The sequence below is a fragment of the Nocardia takedensis NBRC 100417 genome (genome assembly GCF_000308695.1).
Classification (GTDB): domain Bacteria; phylum Actinomycetota; class Actinomycetes; order Mycobacteriales; family Mycobacteriaceae; genus Nocardia; species Nocardia takedensis.
Genome location: NZ_BAGG01000061.1, coordinates 25,705 through 49,359 on the forward strand (window position 1 = coordinate 25,705; position 23,655 = coordinate 49,359).

General features: G+C 71.7%; 17 protein-coding genes. 9 read left to right on the plus strand and 8 right to left on the minus strand.

Annotation, left to right across the window (positions count from 1 at the left end; all coding sequences use genetic code 11):
- The first annotated feature begins 11 nt into the window (after window positions 1-11).
- From recC to recD, 3 genes are all read left to right on the plus strand, one after another.
- Window positions 12-3,338, plus strand: coding sequence for an exodeoxyribonuclease V subunit gamma (gene recC / locus ON30_RS12495; protein ID WP_040706827.1), 3,327 nt, complete (start codon window positions 12-14; stop codon window positions 3,336-3,338).
- A gap of 118 nt (window positions 3,339-3,456) precedes the next feature.
- Window positions 3,457-6,783, plus strand: a complete 3,327-nt coding sequence (locus ON30_RS12500) for a UvrD-helicase domain-containing protein (RefSeq protein ID WP_051029247.1) — start codon at window positions 3,457-3,459, stop codon at window positions 6,781-6,783.
- Complete coding sequence (recD, locus tag ON30_RS12505; protein WP_083911340.1) at window positions 6,780-8,717, plus strand: exodeoxyribonuclease V subunit alpha; 1,938 nt, start codon at window positions 6,780-6,782, stop codon at window positions 8,715-8,717. Before ON30_RS12500 ends, recD begins: the two co-directional genes overlap by 4 nt.
- Here the strand turns inward: recD and ON30_RS12510 are convergent.
- From ON30_RS12510 to ON30_RS12530, 5 genes are all read right to left on the minus strand, one after another.
- Window positions 8,681-9,556: an amidohydrolase family protein gene (locus ON30_RS12510; RefSeq protein ID WP_040706828.1), complete on the minus strand. Its 876-nt coding sequence runs from the start codon at window positions 9,554-9,556 to the stop codon at window positions 8,681-8,683. The two genes, recD and ON30_RS12510, sit on opposite strands and share 37 nt — an antisense overlap.
- Entirely contained in the window at window positions 9,553-10,602 is a 1,050-nt protein-coding gene (locus ON30_RS12515) for a nucleoside hydrolase (protein ID WP_040706829.1), read from the minus strand. Before ON30_RS12515 ends, ON30_RS12510 begins: the two co-directional genes overlap by 4 nt.
- A 50-nt stretch (window positions 10,603-10,652) precedes the next feature.
- Window positions 10,653-11,993, minus strand: coding sequence for a CoA transferase (locus ON30_RS12520; RefSeq protein WP_051029279.1), 1,341 nt, complete (start codon window positions 11,991-11,993; stop codon window positions 10,653-10,655).
- A 193-nt stretch (window positions 11,994-12,186) separates the two neighbouring features.
- Window positions 12,187-13,644, minus strand: coding sequence for an SDR family NAD(P)-dependent oxidoreductase (locus ON30_RS12525; protein WP_051029249.1), 1,458 nt, complete (start codon window positions 13,642-13,644; stop codon window positions 12,187-12,189).
- Between the two features lie 107 nt (window positions 13,645-13,751).
- Window positions 13,752-14,705: an alpha/beta fold hydrolase gene (locus ON30_RS12530; RefSeq protein ID WP_051029250.1), complete on the minus strand. Its 954-nt coding sequence runs from the start codon at window positions 14,703-14,705 to the stop codon at window positions 13,752-13,754.
- A gap of 207 nt (window positions 14,706-14,912) precedes the next feature.
- On the opposite strand from ON30_RS12530, the gene ON30_RS12535 reads away from it, so the two are divergent.
- The 4 genes from ON30_RS12535 (at window position 14,913) to ON30_RS39075 (ending at window position 18,491) form a co-directional block, all read left to right on the plus strand.
- A complete protein-coding gene (locus ON30_RS12535) occupies window positions 14,913-15,611 on the plus strand; it encodes a TetR/AcrR family transcriptional regulator (protein ID WP_040706830.1) in 699 nt (232 codons plus the stop codon).
- Window positions 15,612-15,757: 146 nt separating this feature from the next.
- Window positions 15,758-16,903: an acyl-CoA dehydrogenase family protein gene (locus ON30_RS12540; RefSeq protein WP_040706831.1), complete on the plus strand. Its 1,146-nt coding sequence runs from the start codon at window positions 15,758-15,760 to the stop codon at window positions 16,901-16,903.
- Complete coding sequence (locus ON30_RS12545; RefSeq protein ID WP_040706832.1) at window positions 16,887-17,513, plus strand: TetR/AcrR family transcriptional regulator; 627 nt, start codon at window positions 16,887-16,889, stop codon at window positions 17,511-17,513. Before ON30_RS12540 ends, ON30_RS12545 begins: the two co-directional genes overlap by 17 nt.
- A 240-nt stretch (window positions 17,514-17,753) precedes the next feature.
- Window positions 17,754-18,491 carry a hypothetical protein gene (locus ON30_RS39075; protein WP_040706833.1) on the plus strand — a complete coding sequence of 246 codons (738 nt, stop codon included), beginning with the start codon at window positions 17,754-17,756 and terminating at the stop codon, window positions 18,489-18,491.
- 3 nt (window positions 18,492-18,494) lie between these two features.
- On the opposite strand, the gene ligD is transcribed toward ON30_RS39075, so the two are convergent.
- Both ligD and ON30_RS12560 read right to left on the minus strand, forming a co-directional pair.
- Window positions 18,495-19,496 carry a non-homologous end-joining DNA ligase gene (gene ligD, locus ON30_RS12555; protein ID WP_040706834.1) on the minus strand — a complete coding sequence of 334 codons (1,002 nt, stop codon included), beginning with the start codon at window positions 19,494-19,496 and terminating at the stop codon, window positions 18,495-18,497.
- The gene (locus ON30_RS12560) at window positions 19,493-20,578 is read right to left on the minus strand and encodes an ATP-dependent DNA ligase (protein ID WP_174387477.1); all 1,086 of its coding nucleotides are present in this window, start codon (window positions 20,576-20,578) and stop codon (window positions 19,493-19,495) included. Before ON30_RS12560 ends, ligD begins: the two co-directional genes overlap by 4 nt.
- Window positions 20,579-20,853: 275 nt before the next feature.
- Here ON30_RS12560 and ON30_RS12565 point away from each other — a divergent pair, with 275 nt between their 5' ends.
- Together ON30_RS12565 and ON30_RS12570 are read left to right on the plus strand one after the other, a co-directional pair.
- On the plus strand, window positions 20,854-22,575 hold the full coding sequence (locus tag ON30_RS12565; RefSeq protein ID WP_051029252.1) for a SulP family inorganic anion transporter: 1,722 nt from the start codon (window positions 20,854-20,856) through the stop codon (window positions 22,573-22,575).
- Window positions 22,575-23,234, plus strand: coding sequence for a GAP family protein (locus ON30_RS12570; protein WP_040706835.1), 660 nt, complete (start codon window positions 22,575-22,577; stop codon window positions 23,232-23,234). Before ON30_RS12565 ends, ON30_RS12570 begins: the two co-directional genes overlap by 1 nt.
- 22 nt (window positions 23,235-23,256) lie before the next feature.
- On the opposite strand, the gene ON30_RS12575 is transcribed toward ON30_RS12570, so the two are convergent.
- A complete protein-coding gene (locus tag ON30_RS12575; protein ID WP_051029280.1) occupies window positions 23,257-23,655 on the minus strand; it encodes a cold shock domain-containing protein in 399 nt (132 codons plus the stop codon).

The following is a 23,655-nucleotide window of genomic DNA, read 5'->3' on the forward strand; positions in this document are numbered from 1 at the left end:
ATAAACGACCAATGCCGTTGCACCTCCACCGGGCCGAGCGCGCCGACGCCCTGGCGGACGGCTTGGCCGCGCTGCTGGCCGTCCCGCTGTCGGACCCGTTCGCGGCCGAGGTGGTGGCCGTGCCCGCCAAGGGCGTGGAACGGTGGCTCGCGCAACGCCTTTCGGGTGTGCTGGGCGTCTCCGGGTCCGCCGCGCGCGACGGGATCGCGGCCAACATCGCCTTTCCCGCACCGGCCGCGCTGGTCGCCGGTGTGCAGGCGTCGGCGGCGGGTCTGCGCGCGCAGGACGATCCGTGGTCGCGCGAACGGATGGTGTGGGCGATGCTGCGGGTCGTGGACGCCGCCGTCGGCGAACCGTGGGCCGCGGTGCTGGCCCGTCATCTCGGCGCGGGCGCGGACACCTCCGGGGAGCACCGCGTCGGTCGCCGCTACGCCACGGCGGCGCGCCTGTGCGATCTGTTAGACGGCTACGCCGCGCAACGCCCCGCGCTGCTCACCGAATGGGCGGCGGGCGAGGACACCGACGGCGCGGGCGGTGCGGTCCCCGCCGACCTGCTCTGGCAGCCGCGACTGTGGCGGCGACTGCGCGCCGAGATCGGCGCTCCCGGACCGGCCGAACGCCTCGCCGACACCTGCGCCGCGGTGCGCGCGCACCCGCAGCGCCTCGACCTGCCGCACCGACTCTCGGTCTTCGGCCTCACCCGTCTGCCCGCCGATCAGTTCGCCGTCCTGGACGCCTTGGCCGCGCACCGCGAGGTGCACCTGTGGCTGGCCCACCCCAGCCCCGCGATGTGGGACGCGCTCGGCGAGCGCCCTGTTCCCGCCACCCGCGCCGCCGACACCGGCGGCGCGCCCGCCCATCCCCTGCTGGCCGGTCTGGCCCGCGACGTACGTGAACTCCAATACCGCCTGCGCGGGGCCGCGCACACCGACGAACACCTGCCGCCGTCGAGCGCGCCGCCCGCCGTCACCCTGCTCGGCGCGCTGCAAGCCGACATCGCGGCCGACCGGTGGCCGCCGCGCGCCGTGCTCCCGGCCGACGACAGCCTGCGCGTACACGCCTGCCACGGCCCGGCCCGCCAGGTCGAGGTCCTGCGCGAGGTTCTGCTCGGCCTCTTCGCCGCCGACCCCACGCTGGAACCGCGCGACGTGCTCATCCTGTGTCCCGAGGCTCGGACCTACGCGCCGCTGGTCCTCGCCGCCTTCGGCGCGCGCACCGGCGCGTCGCCCGAAACCCCCACGCACCCCGCCCAATTGCTGCGGGTGCGCCCGGCCGATCGCGGACGCGGGGTGACCAATCCGCTGCTGGCCGTCGTCGCGGCCCTGTTGGAACTGGCCGACGGGCGGGTCACCGTCACCGAGGTGCTGGACCTGGCCGCGACCGAAACCGTGCGCAGGCGTTGCGGATTCGACGACGACGCGATCGAGCGCCTGCGCGAGTGGGCCGCCGAATCGGGGGCGCGCTGGGGTATCGGGCAGCGGCAGCGGCAAGCGTTCGGGCTCGCCGACTTCGGGCAGAACACCCTCAACGGCGCGGTGGACCGCATCCTGCTCGGCGTCACCGCCGACGAATCCGGTGATGACTGGCTGGATCTGGCGCTGCCGCTGGAGGACGTGGACAGCAACGACGTCGACCTGGCGGGCCGATTCGCCGAATTCGTCGACCGCCTCGCGGTGTGCCTGCGCGACCTGCGAGGGCCGCGACCCGCCCGGGACTGGGCCGCTGTGCTCGGTCGCGCGCTGGATCTGCTCACCGACGTCCCCGACAGCCAGTCCTGGATCCGCGCCGAGGCCCGGAGCGAACTGGCGGCAGCCACCGAACACGCCGACGACACCCCGTTGCGGTTGGCCGACGTCGGCGTTCTGCTGGCCGGTCGCCTGGCCGCCCGCCCGGCCCGCGCCAACTTCCGCACCGGCGAACTCACCGTCTGCGCCATGACGCCGATGCGTTCGGTCCCGCACCGCGTCGTGGTGTTGCTCGGCATCGATGACGAGGTGTTCCCGCGCACGGGCGGCGCCGACGGCGACGACGTGCTCGGCCGCGATCCGCTACCGGGCGAACGGGATCCGCGCGGCGAGGACCGGCAACTGCTGCTCGACGCCGTGTCGGCCGCGCGCGAGCGGTTGGTGCTGCTCTACACCGGCGCCGACCCGGTCAGCGGCGCGCACCGCCCGCCCGCCATCCCGGTGGCCGAACTGCTCGACGCGGCGCGCGCCTACCTCCCGCCGGGGGAGTCGGTGCTGACCCGGCACCCGTTGCAGAGCTTCGACCGACGCAACTTCCGCGCCGAGAACCCGTTCAGCTTCGACACCGCCGCGCTGGCGGGCGCGTTGGCCGCCGGCGAACCGACCCGGGCGCGCCCGGTGTTCCTGCCCGCGCCGCTGCCGGTGCGCGACCCGGAGGACGTCGCGCTCGGTGACCTGCTGGCCTTCGTGGAACACCCCGTGCGGGCCTTCCTGTGGCAGCGACTCGGGCTGCGGGTGCCCGAACACGAGGACGACATCGCCGACCGGATGCCCATCGAGTTGGACGGACTCGCGAAATGGGAACTGGGCGAACGCATGTTGACCGCGCGACTGACCGGCGCCGACCCGGACACGCTGCGCGCCGCGGAGTGGCGGCGCGGCACCCTGCCCCCGTTCGGACTGGGCGCCGCGGTCCTCGACGAGGTGGAACGCACCGTGGACACGCTGGTGCGCGCGTGCGCCGAGGACTACCGGATCGCGCCCCGCGCGGTCGACGTCGCCATCGATCTGGGCAACGGCCGCCGCCTCACCGGCACGGTCCCCGAGGTGCGCGGCGAACAACTGGTGCGCGCCACCTACTCCCGGCTCGCGCCGAAACACCGTCTGGCGGCGTGGGTCTCGGTGCTGGCGCTGGCCGCCACCGAGGATCGCACCTGGCAGGCGGTGACCACCGGCCGCGGCCAGTTCCGCAGGCCCGCCTGGCAGTCGCGGATCACCGCGCCGACCGCGCCCGAAGCCGTCACCCTGCTGCGTGACCTGGTGCGGTTGCGCGACGCCGGGCTCAGCGAGGCGCTGCCCGTGGCCCCGACCGCGACCGCCGCCTACGCCGAGCGGCGCTTCCGCGGCGGGAGCCGCGAGGAGGCCCAGGCCGCCGCCGAGCGCGAATTCGACGGCGGCCCCAACGGTCCCGGCAAGTACGGCGACCACACCGACCGGCACCTGCGCTACATCTGGGGAGCCGCGCCGCGTCTGGACGATCTGGCTCGCGCCGCCGCCCCGGCGGGCGAACCGGGGGAGTCCACCCGCTTCGGCGCGCTCGCCCGCCGACTGTGGGCGCCGTTGCTGGCGGCCGAGATCCAGGGGCAGCCGTGAGCGATCGAGGCGACGCGCGGCCGAGGTCCGCGGTCGGGCGGGGTTCGCGCAGTAGGCTGTGCGCTGCGTCGCGGCACGGTCGAGTCGCGACGGCGCCGGGCGGAAATCGGGGTCGAGGATGACGGTTCAGGACGCGGAACTCGCGTCACCGCTGCTCGGCGGCGCGCGTCCGTTCGATCCGCTCGGCCCGCTGCCCACCGGCACCACCGTCCTCGAGGCCAGCGCGGGCACCGGAAAGACCTACGCCATCGTCGGTCTGGCGGTGCGCTACGTCGCCGAACTCGGCATCGACATCTCCCAGTTGCTGCTGGTCACCTTCAGCCGCGCGGCCACCCAGGAACTGCGCCAACGCGCGCGCGAGCGGTTCGTGTCGGTGGCCGCGGCACTGGCCGACCCGGATTCGGCCCGCACCCACGGCGACGAACTGGTGCGCCATCTGGCCGACGGGGCCTCGGTCGCCCGCGCCCGCCTGCTGGCGGCGCTGTCGGATTTCGACGCGGGCACCATCGTCACCACGCACAGTTTCTGCCAGCGCATGCTCGACGAACTCGGCCTCGCGGGCGAACACGATCCCGGCGCGCGCCTGGTGGACTCGGTCGAGGATCTGGTCCGCACCGTCGCGGACGATCTGTACCTGCACCGCTACGCCCGCACCGGCCCGCCGTTCGACCTGGCGCGCGCGCACGCTCTTGGTCTGGCCGCGGTTGCCGACCCGCACGCGGTGCTCGCCCCCGAGGGCGACGGCCCGGCCGGCGAGCGGGTGGCCTTCGCCGCGGCCGTGCGCGCGGAGACCGAACGCCGCAAACGCCTGCTGGGCCTGCGGGATTTCGACGATCTGCTGGTCCTGCTGCACGACGTGCTCGCCGACCCGACCCACGGTCCGGCGGCGTGTGCCCGCATCCGGCAGCGCTTCCGGGTCGCCCTGGTGGACGAATTCCAGGACACCGACCCGCTGCAATGGGACATCCTGCGCCGCTGTTTCCACGGCCACGCCACCACCGTGCTGGTCGGTGACCCCAAGCAGGCCATCTACGCCTTCCGCGGCGCGGAGGTGCTCAGCTACCTGGACGCGGTCGCGCACGCCGACAGTCGCGGCGAACTCACCACCAACTGGCGCAGCGACGCCGGACTGCTGGCCGCGCTGGACCATCTGCACGGCGGCGCGGCGCTCGGCCATCGGGAGATCGTGGTGCATCCCGTCGCCGCGACCCGTCCGTGGAGCCGCCTGGACGGCCCCGCCGATCTGCTGTTCCCGCTGCGATTGCGCTGTCTGCCGCGCACCGGCGCGGGACCGCTCAACAAATCCGGGTTTCCCGCGGTCGGCAGGCAGCGCGCGAAGGTGGCCGACGATCTGGCCGCCGACATCGTCGGACTGCTCGAATCGGGGCTGACCCTGGCCGACGGCGCGGGGCCCGCGCGCCCGGTGAGCGCGGGCGACATCGCCGTGCTGGTGCGCACCCGCACTCAGATCGACGTGGTGCGCGCGGCGCTCGACCGGGTCGGGGTCGCCTCGGTCCTGGCGGGCGGCGCCAGCGTGTTCGCCACCGAGAGCGCCACCGACTGGCTGTGGGTGCTGCGCGCGATGGAACAGCCGCACCGCTCCGACCGGGTGCGATTGGCCGCCTGCACCCCGATCCTGGGCGTCACCGCCGCCGAGATCGACAGCGGCGGAGCGGATCTGGTCGGCAGGCTGAGCACCCAGTTGCGCGAGGCCGCGCGCCTGTTCGCCCGCGCGGGCTTCGCGGCGGTGTACGAGAAGCTCGCCGCCGAAGCGGATCTGGCGCGTCGCCTGCTCGGCGTAGACAACGGCGAACGGCAGTTGACCGATGTGCGGCACCTCGCGCAACTGCTCGATCACGTCGCCGTGGTCGAGGGATTCGGGCTGACCGCGCTGACGCGCTGGCTCACCGACCGCGTCCGCGATCCGGCTTCGGGCAGCGTCACCGACCGCAGCCGCCGCCTCGATCGCGACGCCGCCGCCGTGCAGATCGCCACCGTGCACGCCAGCAAGGGGCTCGAATTCCCCTTCGTCTACCTGCCTTTCGCGTGGGACAGCGCGAAGAACCCGTATCCGGCCACGCTGCTGTTCCACACCGAGGACGGCGCGCGGGTCCTCGACGTCGGCGGCGAGGAGGCTCCCGGCTACGCCCAGCGCAAGTCGCGCGCCGACGCCGAGGAGGCCGGGGAGGAACTGCGCCTGCTCTACGTCGCGGTGACCAGGGCGAAATGCCAGGTCGTCGCGTGGTGGGCCCCGTCGGTGACCACCGGGGCCGCGCCTCTGCACCGGTTGATCCTCGGTCGACCGGACGGCGGCGAACAGGTGCCCGACCGCGCCTCGGTGCCCGCCGACGCCGTCGCGCTGCGCAAACTCACCGACTGGGCGGCGGCCGTCCCGCGCGCCATCTCGGTGACCGCGGTCGACACCCCGGAGTCGGTGGAGATCCGGCGGGTGCGGGTGGAACCCGCCACCGACGCGGTGGTCGCCGCGCGCTTCGAGCGGGTCGTGGACGCGCAGTGGCGGCGCACCTCCTATTCGGCGCTCACCGCGAGCGCGCACGACACGTTCCTCGATACCGAACCGGAGGACGAACGCGGACCCGGTGACGAGCCCGAGAATCCGATGCCGCTCGCCGAAACCGCCCCCTCGGGCGCGCCCTCGCTGATGAATGACCTGCCCTACGGCGCGGAATTCGGCACGCTGGTGCACGGCGTGCTCGAACACCTCGACCGCGACGTCGCCGACCTGGCCGCGCAGGTGCGCCTGCGCTGCGCGGAGGCGGTGCAGCGCGCGATGGCCGACGTGGACGTCGACCTGCTGGCCGCCGCCTTGCTGGCCGTGCTGCGCACTCCGCTGGGTTTCGGCCGTCTGGCCGACATCGCGGGCCGCGACCAACTCGACGAACTCGAATTCGAGCTCCCGCTGGCCGGCGGCGACACCCCCGCCGCCGCGACCGGCACCCTGCACGGCATCGCGGCGCTGCTGCGCGCACACCTCGGCCCCGACGAGATGTTCCACGGCTACGCCGACCGGGTCGCCGACCTCGAGGACGTCGACCTGCGCGGCTACCTGACCGGCAGCATCGACGCCGTCCTGCGGGTATCCGTGGACGGCGCACAGCGTTTCGTCGTCGTGGACTACAAGACCAACCGCATCGGCGCCGGCGAGCTCACCGTGGGCGACTACACGCGCGAACGGATGGCCGCGGAGATGGTCCGGTCGCACTATCCGTTGCAGGCGCTGCTGTATTCCGTGGCGCTGCACCGGTATCTGCGCTGGCGGCTGCCCGGCTACGACCCGGACACCCACCTGGGCGGCTGCGCGTACCTGTTCGTGCGCGGCATGATCGGTCCCGACACCCCGCCCGGTTGCGGCGTCCTGGACTGGCGACCGCCCACCGCGCTGATCCTAGCCTTGTCGGATCTGCTGGCGGGAGAGCGCGCGTGACCGCGATCCAGGTGGCCCAGCGCGGCACGGGCCTGCTGCGGCTGTTCAACGAGGCCGGGGTGCTCGCGGCCGCCGACGTGCACGTCGCGCTGCGGTTGGGCCGCCTCGGCGGCGAATCCGCCGAGGAGGTGATCTTCGCGGCGGCGCTGGCGGTGCGCGCGGTGCGCTCCGGGTCGGTCTGCCTGGAACTGCGCCGGATGCGCGATATCGGCCTCGACGCCGAGGAGACCTGGGACGGCGGGGTCGATCCCGCCACCCTGCCGTGGCCGGACATCGACGCGGTGATCGCGGCGCTGCGGGTCAGCCCGCTGGTCCGCGGCGGCACGGCCGGGCCGCTCACGCCGCTGCGCCTGGTGGAGGACGAGGCGGGCGGGGACAGCGGCCCCCTGCTGTACCTGGATCGCTACTACCGCCAGGAGCAGACGATCCGCCGGGTGCTGATCGAGCGCGCCGCGAGCCACCCCGTGGTCGACGCCGAGATCGTGCGCGCCGAACTCGATCGCCTGTTCGGCCCTGCCGAGGCCGGCCCCGACCGACAGCGGTTGGCCGCCGCGCTGGCCGCGACGCAGTGGACCACCGTCGTCGCGGGCGGCCCCGGCACCGGCAAGACCCACACCATCGCGCGGGTACTGGCCCTGCTCGAAGCCCATCGCGCGGCGAATCCGAAGGCCCCCGCGCTGCGGATCGCGCTGGCCGCGCCGACCGGCAAGGCCGCCGCCCGCCTCCAGGAAGCCGTGCGCGAGCAGGCGGCCGGCCTCGGTCTGCCCGAACTCACCGCCGCCACCCTGCATCGACTGCTGGGGTGGCAGCGCGGGCGCGGCGCGCGGTTCCGCCACCACGAGTTCAACCGGCTGCCCTACGACGTCGTCGTGGTCGACGAGACCTCCATGGTGTCGCTGACGATGATGGCGAGCCTGCTGTCCGCGCTGCGCCCGGACACCCGACTGGTCCTGGTCGGCGACCCCGACCAGTTGGCCTCGGTGGACGCGGGCGCGGTCCTGGCCGACCTGGTCGCCGGACCTGTTCTCGGCGTGCCGAATCCGGCGCTGGACCGAATCCTCGCCACGGACGCCGACGCGGCCGGTCCCGACGCGCTGACACCGCTGGAACGGACCCGGATGCGCGGCGGCATCGTCCGCCTGACCCGGGGTCGCCGCTTCGGCGGCCGCATCGCCGACCTGGCGGTGGCGGTGCGCGCGGGTGACGCCGACACCGCGCTGGACCTGTTGCGCGCGGGCGGCGACGAAGTGTCGCTGTGTCCCCCGCAGGACACCGCCGCCGTCCGCGCGGACGTGGCCGCCGCCGCGCTCGCGGTGACCTCGGCGGCACTGGCGGGCGACGCGGTCGCCGCGCTGGCCGCCCTGGAATCGCACCGCCTGCTGTGCGCGCACCGCCAAGGCCCCTTCGGCGTGGAGCGCTGGGACCGGATGGCCGCGGAGTGGGCGGCCGCGAGCGGCGCGGGACCGGAATCCGCGCACACCCCGTGGTATCCGGGCCAACCGCTGCTGGTCACCGCCAACGATCACGAGGCCAGGATCTACAACGGCGACACCGGCGTGATCGTGCGCCTGCCGGACGGGTCGCTGCGCGCGGCCCTGCAACGCGGCAGCGCGCCGTACCTGGTGCACCCCACCCAGTTCCCGGCCGTGGTCACCGTGTTCGCGATGACCATCCACCGCAGCCAGGGCAGCCAGTACGACACCGTCTCGGTGGTGCTGCCCGAACCCGAATCCACGTTGTTGACCAGGGAACTGCTCTACACCGCGATCACCAGGGCCCGCAGGCATGTGCGGGTCGTCGGCACCGACGAATCGATCCGCGCCGCGATCGCGCGCCGCGTGCTGCGCGCCAGCGGACTGTCACGTGGCGCGGCGACGGCCGAGGCCGGGCAGGGGCCTCAGGCGAGCTCGAACAGTCGCGCCGCGTTGTCGTAGCAGACGCCGCGCAGCCAGGAATCGCCCAGCTCGAGCCGTTCCAGCCCGTGCAGCGCGTGCCGGTAGGTGTAGGGGATGTTGGGGAAGTCGCTGCCGAACATGATGCGGTCGCCGAAGTCGACCAGCCGACCGCGTTCGGCGTCGGGGAAGGGCGCGCCCGCCTCGGCGAAATCGGTCCACACCATCGTGGTGTCGAACCACACGTTGGGATACCGCTCGGCCAGATCGAGGAATTCGGTGAACTCCGGCGTGCCCATGTGCGCGATGATCAACCGCAGTCGCGGGAAGCGCCGCAGCACCTCGGCCATCGGTCCCGGCCCGGTGAACTCGCCCGGCGCCGGCCCCGACCCGCAGTGCACCAGTACCGGAACCCCGCTGTCGTTCAACACCTTCCACACCTCGTCCAACAGCGGATCGCGCGGATCGAAGGCCCCGACCTGGACGTGCACCTTGAACACCCGCGCACCCGCCGCGAGGGCGGCGCGCACGTAGTCGGCCGCACCGGGCTCCGGGAAGAACGTGGCGGTGTGCAGGCAATCCGGTGTGCGCGCGGCGAATTCGGCCGTCCACTCGTTGAGCCAGGCCGCCATCTCGGGTTTGTGCGGATACACCAGTGCCGTGAACGCGCGAACACCGAACTCACGCAGCGTCTTCAGCCGGACCTGCTCGTCCTCGCGATAGGTGATCGGCCATTCCCGGCCGATCAGCGGTCCCGCCGAATCGAAGTAGGCCCACACCTTGCGCATCACCGGTTCGGGCATGAAATGGGTGTGGACGTCGATGATTCCGGGCAGGTCGAGCCCCGTCCAGAACGCGGTGACCTCGTCGGCTTCGTTCACGGCACCTCCATCGGGCTCGACGCGGCGACCGAGCGGGCGAACGCGGCAACCCGGTCCAGGAGACGATCGAAGAACACGGCGGGCTCCGCGCGGACCACGATGTCGGCGTTGGGTTCCCGGCCCCACATGCCCGCCCAGTCGGCCACCGTCATGGCCCTGGTCAGCGCGCCGGTGAGTTCGACGTCGACCGTCGCGGGGCGCAGTACCGCCAGCCCCGGGTCCAGGGCGACGGCGGCGGCGAACGGATCGTGCATGTGCGCCAGGTAGCCCTGGTCGTAGTGGTGGTGGAACTCGAAGTAGAACCGCACGGCGTCCTCGACGTGCCGCACGATCGGCGAACTCGCGCGCGAGCGGGTGCCCGGCGGGTCCGTCAGGGCGACCGGTGCGCTCACGCAACCGGCCAGCGCGGCCAGCCGACCCAGGTGTTCGGGCGTCATCTCGATGGTCTCGGTGACATCGAGCGGGCAGACCAGCGGACGGCGGTCGGCGGGCGCGGCGGAGAAGGCGTCGAACACCTCCTTGGCGGCCTCCGGGTCGACGTGGACGTTCCACTCGCTGGTCGGCGTGGTGTTGCCGGGATGGTTGAACGCGCCGCCCATGATCACCAGTCTGCCGAGCAGTCGCGGCAGGTCCGGTTCCAGGCGCAGCGCCAGCGCCAGATTCGTCAACGGCCCCGTGCACAGGCCGATGATCTCGCCCGGACGCGCGCGCACCAGATCCACCCACATCCGCGCCGCCGAACGGTCCGACCAGGTCCGGGTCGGCGCGGGCAGTTCGGCGTACCCGACACCGTGCGGGCCGTGCGTGTCCTCGGTGGTGCGCAGCGGGATCGCCAACGGTTCGGCCGCGCCGAGGGCGACCTCGATCTCGGGCACACCGCACAGTTCGAGCCAGGCCAGATTGTTCAACGCCACCCGGTCGGCCGCGACGTTGCCCGCCGTCGACGCGATGCCGAGGATCTCGGCCTCCGGGCTCGCCAGCAGGTACAGCAGGGCCAAGCTGTCATCGATCCCGGTGTCGACGTCGAGAATGATCGGCCTGCGCATCGGTCGAGCCTATCGACCGGCCCGACACCGCCCGCGCGAGGGCGCGACGGTCAGCGGGTGCGCACCGGCCAGGCGGGATAGTTGCTGCCGTAACCGGGCGCGGGCCAGGCGTAGTCCGGATATTCGGCCAGTGCGGGCGCGGCCGTCACCACCGGCCCGTGCGCGACCGTCGCCTCCGGTGACGGCGGCGTGGCCTGCGGGTGGTTGAGGGTCCGCCCCGGCGCGGCGAGCAACCAGGACGCGGTGCGCGCCAACGCGACTCGCACGTCACGGCCGATGCCGTCGTAGGTGCGGGCCGCGAGCGCGTCGATGACGCCCGCCGCCAACAGGTACCCCGAGGCGTGGTCGAGGGCCTGGGCGGGCAGCGCCCCGGGCACCGACGGCGCGCCTTCCACGATCGAGATCCCGGTCGCGGCCTGCACGATGCTGTCGAAACCGCGCCGCGCGCCCCACGGGCCGATCTCACCCCATGCGCACACGCGGCCGTGCACCAGACCGGGCCGCACGCCGATGTCGAGTCCGGCGTACTCGAGCGCTCCCGGCCGGTAACCGGTGACCAGGACGTCGGCCGAGGCCAGCAGATCCTCGAACACCGGCGCGCGCAGATCGGCCCTGGTGGACAGCTTGCCCTGGCAGGTGTCGAGGTACTGCCAAGAGATCTCCGGCAGGAACGGCGGGTCGACGCGCAGCACCTCCGCGCCGAGCAGCGCGAGCGTGCGGGTGGCGACCGGACCGGCGATCACCCTGGTCATGTCCAGTACGCGCACGCCGCGCAGCGGCTGGAACGGCGTGGCGTCGGACCGGGACAGACTGCCCGCGCGATCCGGCCGCTGCTCGATCGCCACCAGCGGCCCCGAAGCCGCCGCGATCGCCTCGGGCGTACCCGCCCACTCTTCTTCGGTGCGCACCCGCACCGCGATCGCGCCGTGCGCGGCGGCCGCTTCCTCGACGTCCTCGGCGCGGCTCATCGCCAATTGCGCCACCGCCAGATCGATCGGCGCGTTGTCGGGTAGGTTGAGCGCGCCCAGCAGGCGGGCGCGGTGGTGCGGGTAGTTCGCGTGGGTGCGGACCCAGCCGTCGTAGGTCGGGAAGAAGCCCGACAGGTCGGCGAAGATCGCGGGCGGCCTGCCCTCGGTGCGGAACAGGCGTTCGCTCGAGAACGAGGCGGCGATGCGTTCGGGAACGATCCGATGGGCCACCGGGGCCAGTCCGTGCGCGTCGCGCATCCGGTTGGCCGCCGTGGTCAACGCCGCGATCGAACCGGCCGCCAGACTCCACACCGGCAAGGTCGCGGCGAGGTGTCCGCCGGGGTCGGGCGCCCGGTCGATGACGGAGGTGGGGACACCTATGCCGGTTTCGTACTCGTGGACCAGCCGTGCGTGATCGTTCACCACACCGACAGTAATAGTTCCGGGCGGCATGCGTTGCCTCGAAGGCCGCCCGGTCGGTTACGGCAACCGCGCTGCGATACAGCGCAATCGAGCCGCCCCGACGCCGACCCCGCTGCGCGGCAACGGTGTCCGTCGCGTGGCCGCGCGCGCGTGACCACCCGATATCGGTACGGCGACGGTCACGGGGAAGCGGTCACCAGGGGGAGGGGCGGTAGTCCTTGAGGAAGCAGCCGAACAGATCGGTTCCGCTCTCGCCCCGCACGATCGGGTCGTAGACGCGCGCCGCGCCGTCGACCAGGTCCAGCGGCGCGTGGAAACCCTCCTCGGCCAGGCGCATCTTGGTGTAGTGCGGGCGCTCGTCGGTGATCCACCCGGTGTCCACGGCGGTCATCAGGATCGAGTCCTGCTCGAACATCTCCGCCGCGCTGGTGCGGGTCAGCATGTTCAGCGCCGCCTTGGCCATATTGGTGTGCGGATGTCCAGGCCCCTTGTAGGCGCGGGAGAACTGACCCTCCATCGCCGAGACGTTCACGACGTACTTGCGGCGCGCCGCGGCCGCCGCCATCGTCGGCCGCAACCGCGAGACCAGGATGAACGGCGCCACCGAATTGCACAGTTGCACCTCGAGCAGTTCGGTCGGGTCCACCTCGGCGACCGTCTGCACCCAGCTGTTGGTGTGCGCCAGGTCGGGCACCAGCCCGCCCGCGTCGATCGCGATCCCGCGCGAAATGCGTTCGGGGGTGGCCGATCCCGCGACCATCGCCAGTTCGGCGACGTCGGCGGCGGTGAGGGAGGGGGTCAGCGACGCGGTCAGCGCGGTGGGGTGGGCCTGCATGGTCTTGCCGAAGCTGACCACCTCGGGCAGTTCCCCGGCGGGCAGCGGACCGGACTCCGCCTCCACCAGCGCGCTGTACGCGCCGGGGGAGCGGCGCACGGTCTGGGCGGCGTTGTTGATCAGGATGTCCAGCGGTCCCTGCGCGGCCACATCCTCGGTCAGGGCCACCACCTGGGCCGGGTCGCGCAGGTCGATGCCGACCACGCGCAGTCGGTGCAGCCAGTGCGCGCTGTCCTCCATCGCGGCGAAACGACGGATCGCGTCGTTGGGGAAGCGGGTGGTGATGGTGGTGTGCGCGCCGTCGCGCAGCAGTCGCAGCGCGATGTACATGCCGATCTTGGCGCGCCCGCCGGTCAGCAGCGCGCGGCGGCCGGACAGGTCGGTGCGCGCGTCGCGGCGGGTGTGGCTGTCGGCGGCGCACTCCGGGCACAACTGGTGGTAGAAGGCGTCGACCCGGGTGTAGCGCTGTTTGCAGATGTAGCAGGGGCGCGGCCGCAGCAGCGTGCCCGCGCTGCCGCCCTGGGTCGCCGAGCTGAGCGGGATGCCCGCCGTCTCGTCATCGATGCGGTTCGGCGATCCGGTCGCCGTCGCGGCGACCACCGCGCGGTCGGCCTCCGACACCGCGGCCCGCGCCTCCAGACGGCGACGGTTCTTCAGCTTCTTGAACATGTGCCCCACGGCCCGCTGCACGGCCACCGAATCCGGGTGGTCCTTGTCCAGCGCGCCCGCCTGCTCGAGCACGCGCAGGCAGACGGCGAGATCCTCCGGGGCGATGGCCGGGTCGGACAGGGTGGGCGACGGGGTGTGTGCGGCCATCGGAGTGCGGGGCGATCCTTCGTGAACGGGTGCGTGCGGACCCGACCATTGTCGCATTCCCGCAGCGTGCGGTCCGACGGGCCGGGACCGGCGGCCCGCGGGCCCGCTCAGCGTCCGGCGCTGTCGGTCCCCGGATGGGAGGTGTTGGCGGCTTCCAGGTCGTCGACGAAGTTGGCGACGGCCTCGGCGACGAGCAGCGGTTCGGTCACCGGCAGCCAGTGATCGGCCGGGATGGAACTGCGCCACAGCCGGTCCACCCACCGGGCGCTGCTGTAGTAGAGGAACGGCGGGACGAACACGTCGGTGGTGTCGACCACCAGTTGCACCGGGACGGCGGTGTGGCGGTGCCGGGGCCGCAACAGGTGGTGGGCCAGGTTGACGCAGGCGATGCGCGCGCCCGCGCCCAGATCCGAACGCCAGGTCGGCGCGAAGGTCGCGTGCGCGCGGGAGTAACCGCCGAGCAGTTCGATCGCCCAGGTCCGCACCCGCGGCGGCAGGCCCAGTCGCTGCGCGGCGATGCGCACCGTGCGTCCGCCGCGCCACCACAGTCGGTGGTCGGCCAGCATCTGCACGGTGTCGCGGGGGTGGGTCACCAGTTCCCGCAGGACCGACCCGACATGGTCCAGGTTGGGTCCGGCGATGGCGGTGAACGAGGCGATCCTGGTGTTGGCGCGTTCGTCACAGACCGCCTCCCAGATCTGCACCGCGCCCCACCCGTGACCGCACACGTGCACCGGGCGGTGCGGGCTGACGCGGTCGATCACGGCGAAGAAGTCCTCGGCGAGCCGATCGAGGCGGTAGTCGGCGCAGGCGTTCGGGCCGTCGGAGCGGCCGTGGCCGCGCACGTCGTAGGTGATGACCCGGAATCCGTCGGCGAGCAGCACCGCGACGTCGGACCAGACCCGGTGGGTGTCGGTCAGTCCGTGCACCAGCACCAGCGGATCGGCCGCGAGCGACCCCCATTCGTAGACGGCCAGGTCGATGCCCGCGCCCCGCACGAACGAGGTGCGGCTGGGCCGGTGGACGCTCGCCGGGTCGGCGCCGTCGGAGGGTCGGTTCATGGGCTGCTCCGGTCGATGGGCGCTCGGCCGGGCGCGCGGGGCACCCGTACGTACCACCGGTACGTTGCTCGATACTGACAGTACGTCCGCCCCCTCCGCAACGGGCGATGTACGGACCGCGTATGACGTGGGTCACGCGCGGTCCGACCGGCGATCGCGCCGCGCGGACGGGCCGAGCGTACCGGCGGTACGTGTAAGCTGCCTGGCGTGCCACGTGCGAGAACCCGATCAGCGCCGCGGACCATTTCCCGCGCCGAGATCGTCGACGCCGCGATCCGGGTGATCGATCGCGACGGACCGCGCCCGAGCATGGACGACATCGCCCGCGAGGCCCACATCACCAAACCCCGCCTGTACCGGCGCTTCGTCGACAAAGCCGACCTCTACACCGAGATCGGCGACCGGATGGCCCGCTCGGCCGCCGCGGCGGCGGGCGCGGACCTGACGCTGATGCTGCAACCGCCGCGGGTGGCGCTGCGGCGGGTTTTGACGGGGTACGCCGATTCCATCCTGCGGCACCCCAACGTGTTCCGCTTCCTCGGCCAGGCGCAACTGGCTCAGCAGGACGACGGTTCGGTCCTGCAATTCGATCTGGGCCGCGCGGCCGCGGGCCGGGTCGCCGCGCAGGCCCGCGAGATCGCCGAACCGCTACCGATCGACGCCGCGGGCATCGATTACCTGTCCCGCGCGGTGGTCGGCGTGGTGGTGGCCACCACGGATCTGTGGCTGGGCGACGCGGGCAGGCCCGAACCCGAGCACACCGACGAATTCGTCGATCAGGCCAGCGAATTCGTCTGGGGTCTGATCGACGGCTACCTGCGTCGCCAGGGCATCTCCGCCGATCCGGACACCCCGATCTTCACCACCCTCGCCGCCGTCGACCAGCGCGGTCGCGCCGCGGGCTGATCGCCCGCGCCCCCGCACCGGCAACCCGCTGACCAGCGCCGGTCCGACGTGCGCGCCGTTTTGTTGACAGGATGCCAATAATTGGGGACTCTGATGCAGGGCGGACACGGAGGTCGGCCCATCGGCAGCGAGACAAAGGATCGGCAATGGCACGTGCGGCGTGGAGCGACGACGAGGTTGAAGCGGTACGGGAACTCGCGCGGAACTTCTTCGACAAGGAAGTCGTCCCGCACGAGGAGAAGTACGTCAAGCAGGGACACCCGGACCGCCACCTGTACAACCGCGCGGGCGAACTCGGTCTGCTGTGTCCGGCTGTGCCCGCCGAATACGGCGGCGGTGGCGGCACCTTCGCCCACGAGGCCGCCATCATCGAGGAACAGGCTTTCGCCGGTGACGGATCGCTGGGCGTCTCCGTGCACAGCTCGATCATCGCCCCCTACATCCAGCACTTCGGCACCGAGGAACTACGGCAGCGCGTGCTGCCCAAGGCCGTCTCCGGTGAGATGGTGCTCTCCATCGGCATGACCGAGCCGGGCACCGGATCGGACCTGCAGAACATCAAGACCAGGGCCGTGCGCGAGGGCGACGAATACGTCATCACCGGCTCCAAGATCTTCATCACCAACGGCTGGCTGTGCGACGGCATCGTCATCGCCGCCAAGACCGACCCCACCAAGGGCGCGGCGGGCGTCTCGCTGATCTTCGCCGAGGTCTCCGACGACACCCCCGGCTTCAAGCGCGGCCGCATCCTGGACAAGATGGGCGGCAAGGCCCAGGACACCGCGGAGTTGTTCTTCGACGGACTGCGCGTGCCCGCGAGCAACCTGCTCGGTGAGGCCGAGGGCCAGGGCTTCTACCAGATGATGCAGATGCTGGCCCAGGAACGCCTGGTCACCGGCATCATCGCGGTGGCGATGATGGAGAAGGCCGTCGCGCTGACCATCGAATACACCAAGGGCCGCGAGGCGTTCGGCAAGCCGCTCTACGCCATGCAGAACACCAAATTCGAGCTGGCCGAATGTGCCACCCTCGCCAAGGTGTCGCGCACCTTCCTCGACGACTGCATCACCAAGCATCTGCGCGGCGAACTGGACATCCCCACCGCGGCCATGTCGAAGTACTGGCTGACCGACCAGCTGGGTATCGTGGTCGATCGCTGCCTGCAACTGTTCGGCGGCTACGGCTACATGACCGAATACCCCATTTCCCAGCTGTACACCGGTGCCCGCGTGCTGCGCATCCTGGCGGGCAGCAACGAAGTGATGAAGGATCTCATTGCACGATCTCTCTGAGGACGCCCCGCGCCGCAGGCGACTCGAACCCGACGAACGGCGGGCCCAGATCCTGGCCTGCGCCATCGAGATGTTCGGCGAACGTCCCTACGCGGCGGTCTCCACCGCGGAACTGGCCCAGCGCGCCGGCGTCGCCCGCGGCTTGATCAACCACTATTTCGGCAACAAGCGCGATCTCTACCTCGCGGTCGTGCGCCGCATGGTGACGCTGCCGCGGCCCGAGGAGATGGTGGTGCCCACCGGGTCGGTGCGCGAGCGCGTCGAGGCCAGTGTGCACTGGCTGCTCGCGACGGTGGCCGAACACGGCAACACCTGGGTCAAGGTGACCAGTCACGAGGGCGTCGGCGACGACCCCGAGGTGCAGCAGATCCTCGACCAGGCCGACGACGCCGCCGCCGAACGCATGCTGCTCATGGTCGGAATGGGCGATTCGGCGCACGGCGCGGAATTGCGCGCGCTGGTCCGCGCCTACGGCGGACTGGTGAAGGTCGCGGGCCGGGAATGGATCGTGCGCGGAACCCTGCGCCGCGAACAGGTGTTCGCGCTGCTGGTGGACATGCTCACCACCCTGGTCACCACCACCATGCCCAGGATCGACAGCGCGTCCTGAACCCGAAAGCGCGCCCGCCGCGAATATGCGACGGGCGCGCTTTCGTGTCCCGTGGTAGCCGCTTTCCTTTCCGCGCGCGGCGCTTTGCGCGAACTCCGGCGTGATCTATCGAACAATTCACGGCCCCCGCTTTCCTACCGCGCGTTGCCGAGGCCCTTTATTGTGTGTCGTAAATCGGGGCGGGGGTTCGGGCTGCCCGAGGTTCCTGCGCGAGTGGTTTCACGCGAGAGGGACTTGGGAATGGCACGGGGTCGGCAATGGGAGGAACGCTCGCGGTGGCCGGAATCGGACGACGAAACGCAGTGGTCCGATCCGCGTTCGGAACAGCGGTGGCCGCAACGCGTCGCCGACGGTGACAACGGCGAGGACGATCCGCTGCCGATCGTCAATCCTTACGCGGTGGTCGCCCTCGTCGCGGCCCTGATCCTGCTGTTCCCGGTGGCGATCGTGTTCGCCCTGATCTCCTTCGGCTACCCCAAGGGCCGAGGGATGGCGACGTTCGCGCTGCTGCTGGGCATCGCCCAAGCCGTCGCCGTGGTCGCCTTCGTCGTGGCGAGCGGCAGTTCGCTGACCGACAAGCTACCCGGGACCGAGCAGGCCGCCGCCGAACGCACCCCGTCGGCCGCCCTCACGGCCGCCCCACCCGTCGCCGCGCCCACCACCACCGCCGCACCGACCACCACGACCGCCGCGCCGAGCGCCACTCCCGTGGCCGCGCGCAAGGGCGCGACCTGCCCGTCCGCCCAGGTCGGCGCGATCGGCCAGAGCAGCGACGGCAGTACGTTGCTGTGCCTGCAAGTCAGCGGGACATCCAGCAGCTACCAGTGGTCGGGGCCCTACAACGTGGGCACCGGCCGCTATGAATCCGGCGCGACCTGCGATCCGGGGGTGTCCAAGACCGGGCGCACCGACGACGGTCGAGCGCTGGTCTGCGAGAGCAGCGGCCGCGGCGGCGCCTGGACGCTGTGGACCGAATGACCCTCAGTCGCCCTTCTTCGCGCGACTGGGCTGCACCCGCGGCGGTTCGTTGGGCATCTTCGGATACTGCGGCGGCCACGGCGCGTCCATGAGTCCGGCCGCCATATCCCGTTCCGACATCGCCAGCAGCGTCTCGATCGACTGCGGCGCGCGATCGGCCCACGGGTCGCCGCGTTCGGCCAGCAATGCGGGCACGGTGGCGATGGTCAGGTCGTCGGGGACCACGGTGTCGAGTTCGTCCCAGGTGATCGGCGTGGAGACCTGCGCGCCCACCTTCGGTCGCACGCACCACGCGCCGAACACCGTTTTGTGCGGGGCGTTCTGGTTGAAATCGATGAACACCCGATTCCCGCGTTCCTCCTTCCACCACCGCGCGGTGATCTCGTCCGGATAACGGCGCTCGAGTTCGCGGGCCAGCGCGACCGCCGCCGCGCGCACCTGATAGCCGTCCCATTTCGGTTCCAGCGCGACGTAGAGGTGCAATCCGCGCGACCCCGAGGTCTTCACCGCGGATTCGATGCCGAGTTCGGCGAAGAACTCCCGGGTCCGTCGCGCCGCGCGCCGCAGATCCTCGAATCCGATTCCGGGCGAGGGATCGAGGTCGATCCGCAGTTCGTCGGCGATCTCCAGATTTCCGACCCGATTGGGCCACACGTGGAAGCCCAGGCACCCCTGATTCACCGCCCACAGGATGTGCGCCAGATCGTGGGCCACCAAGGCGTCGCTGGTGGTGCCGTTCGGCGTGGCGACCTCGACGGTGTGCAGCCAGTCGGGCGCGGATTTCGGCACCCGCTTCTGGAACCAGGACTTGCCCGACGCCCCGTCCGGATAGCGCTCCAACAGCAGCGGCCGGTCGCGGACCACGCCCAGGAACGGCGCGGCGACCGCCTGGTAGTACCGCACCAGGTCCAGCTTCGTGTCGCCGCGCTTGGTGAAGTAGACCTTGTCGGGATTGCTGATCGAGACGGTACGGCCGTCGGTCTCGATCTCGATCGACTCGCTCATCGCCGCGCCGCTTCCTCGAAGATCGTCGCCAACTCGGCCGGGGCCACCTCGTCGAGTTGGGCGTAGGTACAGGATCGTGGTGTGCGGTCGGTGCGGAAGCGCACCAGCCTGCCGCCGTGACGCAGACGTCCTGACTGCACGTGCTCGTAGCGGACCTCGGCCACCAGTTCCGGGCGCAGCGCCTCCCAGGACAGATCCTTGCCGCCGGTCCAGCGCGAGATCCCGCCGGGCATCTTGCCGTCGGCCCTGGCCTGCGCCGCCGCGTCGGCCCATTCCCGCCACGGGTGGTTCTCCAGCGCGTTCTCCCGCAGCGGGGCCAACTCGGTGACCAACTCCTCGCGCCGGGCGGCGGTGAAACTGCTCGCGACCCCGACATGGTGCAGACTGCCGTCGTCGTCGAACAGACCCAGCAGCAGCGAGCCCACGCCGCGACCGTCCTTGTGCCAGCGGAAACCCGCCACCACGCAGTCGGCGGTCCGCTCGTGCTTGATCTTGAGCATGACCCGTTTGTCCTGGAGGTAGGCCAGATCCGCGGCCTTGGCGATCACCCCGTCGAAGCCCGCGCCCTCGAACCGGGTGAACCAATCCTCGGCGACGTCGGGATCGTCGGTGATCGGGGTCAGGTGCACCCGCGCGAGCGCGGTGTCCAGGATCGTCTCCAGGATGCGGCGGCGCTCGGCGAAGGGCTGTTCGGTCAGATCGTCCTCGCCGAGGGCGAGCAGGTCGAAGGCGACGAAACTGGCGGGCGTCTCCACGGAGAGCTTCGCCACCCGGGAGGCCGCCGGATGCAGCCGGTTCTGCAAGGTGTCGAAATCCAAGCCCTGGTCGGTGACCACCACGATCTCGCCGTCGACCACGCAGCGCGGCGGCAGCGCCTTCTTCAGTGATGCGGCCACCTCGGGGAAATACCTGGTCAGCGGGCGGTCGTTTCGGGAACCTAGTTCGACCTCGTCGCCGTCGCGGAAGACCACGCAGCGGAACCCGTCCCATTTCGGTTCGTAGCGGAACCCCGGCTCGCGCGGCACGGACGGGGTCGCCTTGGCCAGCATCGGGCGCACGGGCGGCAGCACCGGTAGATCCACGCGGTTCTCCTCGGGTCGTCGGACACCGTTGTAGACGCCGCGGGTGAACGGAACTCATCGGTTCGGCGTCGGTCCCCGCACGTCGGCTCGATCGTAGGCCGACCCACCGACACCGAACCGGCTTTGCGCGCGGGCCACGCCGCGCATCGCCCCGCGTGCCTCACCCGCAACGGATGACGTGTCCGCGCGGCCGGTCGTGTGAGAGTCGAGCAGCGGCCCACCCGTGTCCACCTCCGGCGGCCGATCCGATTCGCCGGCGACGAAGGGTGGCATCGATGACCTCCGCCGGCCGCACCTCCCGCAAGCAAACCGACCCGGCCCGCCGCCGGTTCCTGTTCGCCTCGCTGGGCGGATACCGGCGCGGGTGGCTGCGCCCGGATCTGCTGGCGGGGCTGACGGTGTGGGCGGTCCTGGTGCCGGAGTCGCTGGCCTACGCGGGCATCGCGGGGCTGCCGCCGGTGGTCGGCCTCTACGCCGCGGTCCCCGCTCTGGTCCTGTACGCCGCGCTCGGCAGTTCCCGGCACCTGGTGGTCGGGCCGATGTCGGCGACCGCGGCGCTGTCGGCGGCGATCATCGCGCCGCTGGCCGCGGGCGGCAGCGACCGGTACGTCGCGCTGGCCGCGGCCCTGGCGATCGTCACCGGGATCGTCGGTCTGCTCGCCGGCCTGCTGCGGTTGGGGTTCGTCGCCGCGTTCATCTCCGAACCGGTCCTCAAAGGATTCATCGTCGGGTTGGCGCTGACCATCATCGTCGGACAGGTGCCCAAGCTGTTCGGCGTCGAACGCGCCGAAGGCAACTTCTTCGAGCAGACCTGGGGGCTGCTGGGCGAACTCGGCGACCTCGACGTGCGGACGACGATCATCGGCGCGGTCAGCCTGATCCTGGTCCTGGCGGTGAAGCGTTGGCTGCCGCTGATCCCCGGTTCGCTGTTGGTGGTGCTGCTGGCGATCACCGCCGTGGCACTGTTCGGTTTCGACGACAAGGGCGTGGCCATCGTCGGCCACATCGACGCGGGACTGCCCACGCTGGGCCTGCCCGACGGCGTCGGCGCGGACATGTTCCTGGATCTGGTCGGCCCCGCGTGCGGGGTGCTGCTGATCGGGTTCGCCGAAGGACTCGGCGCGGCCAAGACCTACGCCGCCCGCGCGGGCTACGAGATCGACGCCAACCGCGAACTCGCGGGGATGGGCGCGGCGAACCTGGGGTCAGGACTGTGCGCGGGCATGGTGGTCAACGGCAGCCTGTCCAAGACCGCGGTCAACGGGGGCGCGGGCGCGCGCACCCAGCTCAGCGGTCTGGTGGTGGCCCTCGCGACGGTCCTGACGCTGCTGTTCCTGACGGGACTGTTCGAGAATCTGCCCGAGGCCACCTTGGCGGCGGTCGTCATCGCGGCCGTCGTCGAACTGGTCGACTTCGCGGCGCTGCGGGCGCTGTACCGGGTGTGGACCCGCAGGCTCGGCAGCATCTACGGCGCGGCGGCGCGCGCGGATTTCGCGGCGGCGATGGCCGCGATGGTCGGGGTGCTGCTGTTCGACACGCTGCCCGGACTGGTCATCGGCATCGCCGTGTCCATGCTGCTGTTGCTCTACCGCTCCTCGCGCCCGCACGTGGCGGCACTGGTGCGCGCGGACAACCGCTGGGTCGAGATCGCGGATCATCCCGGGGCCGTGAGCGATCCGAGCGTGCTGGTGGTGCGGGTGGAGGCCGGACTGTACTTCGCCAACGCCGACCACGTGCGCACCCGCATCGAGGACCTGTGCGGCGACCGCACCGAGATCGTCGTCCTGGACGCCGAGACTTCACCGTTCGTGGACGTGAGCGCCGCCCGGATGCTGGCCGAACTGCACGACGGGTTGCGCCGCCGCGGCGTCGAACTGCGGATCGCCCGGGATATCGGACAGTTCGGCGACACCCTGCGCCAGGCGGTGCCCGGCGCCGATCTGAAGGTGTATCCGACTGTGCGCCAAGCCATCTCCGACGCGCGACGGGAGCGGTGATGAACGGACTGTTCGGGCGACTGCTCCCGGAACTGCTCGGCCTGCTCATCACCCCGGCCGCCGTGGTCGGCTGCGTACTGCTGCTGCGCTCGGGCAACGCGGTACGCAACGCCTTCAGCTTCGGCGGCGCGTTCCTGTTGGTCTACACCCAAATCGCGCTCGCCGGTCTGCTCGGCGGCGCGACCGACGCGCACGCGGGCTCGCAGCGAGCCGCGCACTGGGTGGGACTGCTGGTCGGCCTGCTGTTCCTCGTCCTGGCCTTTCGGCTGGCCTCGCGACCGCCCGCGCACGAGCCGGGACAGCCGCCGCGCTGGGTGAGCGAACTCGAATCCGCCGGTCCGCGTAGAGCATTCGCGGCCGGACTGGTGCTGGCCGTGCTGAACCCAAACCTGTTCATCATGCTGTCGGGCATCAGCGTGATCGCGAGCGCCGGCGCGGGACCCGCGGCCTCGATCGCGGCGATCCTGCTGTTGCTGCTGGCCGCCGCCCTGGACTTCCTCGTGCCGATCGGCATGTACGTCCTGCTCGGCGTGCGCGCCAGAACCGTGCTCGACGACGCGAAGCGATGGATGATCGCCCACGACCGGGCGGTCACGATCGGCGTCCTGCTCGCCTTCGGCGCGCTGTTCACCGTGCGCGGTCTCCTCGCGCTGCTCTGAAGCGCGAGGAGACCGGCGCGGATCAGGAATCCAGCCAGCCGTGCTGTTCGGCGAAAGCCGTCAGCCGCTCGCGGATGGTCAGGATCTCCCCGGCGGTCAACGCGGGGGAGGCGTCCAGCAGCAACTCGGTGATCAACCGGGTGTGTTCGGCCGGTGTGAGGCCGCCGCCCGACCCTTTCTTGCCGCGCGGCGGCGGGGTGGCCGCGGGCGCACCCCCGACCGCCGTCAGATTGATGGCCTTGGGGCCACGATCACCCTCGGTCACGTCGAACTCGAACACCCGCCCCTGCCGCAACTCGTCCTCGTCCAAACCGATGTCGTTCACATGGACGAACACGTCCGGTCCGCCGTCGTCCGGTCTGATGAACCCGAACCCCCGCGACCCGTCGAAAGACACCAACTTCCCGATGGACACCAACAC